Here is a 437-nt window from a genome sequence, read left to right on the forward strand (position 1 = left end):
GTACACAGTGCACTGGGTTATGTATCGCCTTTTGAGTTTGAAGCAATGTACTATGATAAGATTAACCCGTTAGGTCAGGTGGCCTAACTTAAATAAAAAAGTCTCCGACAAACCCGGTACGGTTCATAGTGTAGCTTCATATAAATTTAACATTCGTATTCATGACGTGAACAATAAAAAGTACATTCATAAAATTGTTCATGCGCTTAAGAAAAATTATGGTGCATTTAATTTCAGAATTACGTGCATTGAGCTTGCGCATGACTTTTACAATGCTCCACCTGAGTTTTTAACCGCTCTATTCAAATCTATGTAAGCGTCCGCTGAATCCCATACCAATTTTTAATTCAATTTAGGTTTCCAGCAGTGTGGCAGTAACTCTTCAATCTGGGTCACTTTATGTGTCGGCAGCCTTTTCAGCACATCACTTAAATAGG

The 437-nt window shown here is 37.8% G+C and carries 1 protein-coding gene; it reads right to left on the minus strand.

What is annotated here, in order from left to right; all coding sequences use genetic code 11:
- Positions 1-342: 342 nt before the first annotated feature.
- A partial coding sequence (locus tag GBN19_RS15575; RefSeq protein ID WP_151778716.1) for a transposase domain-containing protein occupies positions 343-437 on the minus strand: 95 nt, incomplete at its 5' end.

It is taken from the genome of Acinetobacter brisouii (assembly GCF_008993995.1).
Classification (GTDB): domain Bacteria; phylum Pseudomonadota; class Gammaproteobacteria; order Pseudomonadales; family Moraxellaceae; genus Acinetobacter; species Acinetobacter brisouii_A.